The sequence below is a fragment of the Orrella sp. JC864 genome (assembly GCF_037026685.1).
In the GTDB taxonomy this organism is placed as follows: Bacteria; Pseudomonadota; Gammaproteobacteria; order Burkholderiales; family Burkholderiaceae_B; genus Orrella.
Genome location: NZ_JBANET010000057.1, coordinates 1 through 641, shown reverse-complemented (window position 1 = coordinate 641; position 641 = coordinate 1). Strand labels below are relative to the sequence as shown.

Genomic DNA, 641 nt, shown 5'->3' with positions numbered 1-641 from the left:
CCGCGCCGCACGGTGTACTACAAGCCGGTGAAGTCCGCGCCCAAGGTTGATCCCAAGTTCGCCGTGCCGATCAAGGCGATGATCGAGGAATCGCCGTCGTTCGGGTACCGGACGGTGGCGCACCTGCTGGGGTTCAACAAGAACACCGTGCAGCGCGTGTTCCAACTGATGGGCTGGCAGGTTCGCAAGCGGCCCATAGGCTTCAGGCCCCGCATCCAGGCGCTGCCATCGGTGGCAACGATGCCCAACGAACGCTGGTCCACGGATCTGTGCCGGGTATGGGCTGGACGGGACGGCTGGGCAACGCTGGCGCTGGTGATCGACTGCCACACACGTGAGTTGCTTGGCTGGCACCTGTCGCGAAGCGGTAGGGCCTGCACGGCGGGTGCTGCACTGGAACACGCCCTGATCGCTCGCTTCGGAACGCTGGGGCGCGTGCCGATGCCGTTTCTGCTGCGCTCGGACAATGGCTTGGTTTTTACCTCGCGCAGCTACACTGCCCTCGTGCGCAGCTACGGCTTGCGCCAGGAGTTCATCACGCCGCACTGCCCTCAGCAGAACGGCATGATCGAACGGGTGATCCGCACGCTCAAGGAACAGTGCGTGCATCGGCACCGCTTCGAGACGATCCAACACGCCAG

At 64.4% G+C, this 641-nt stretch carries 1 protein-coding gene; it reads left to right on the top strand.

From position 1 onward, the window contains the following. The coding region (locus tag V8Z80_RS20870; RefSeq protein WP_336063337.1) for a DDE-type integrase/transposase/recombinase at window positions 1-641 on the top strand (641 nt) is incomplete at both ends.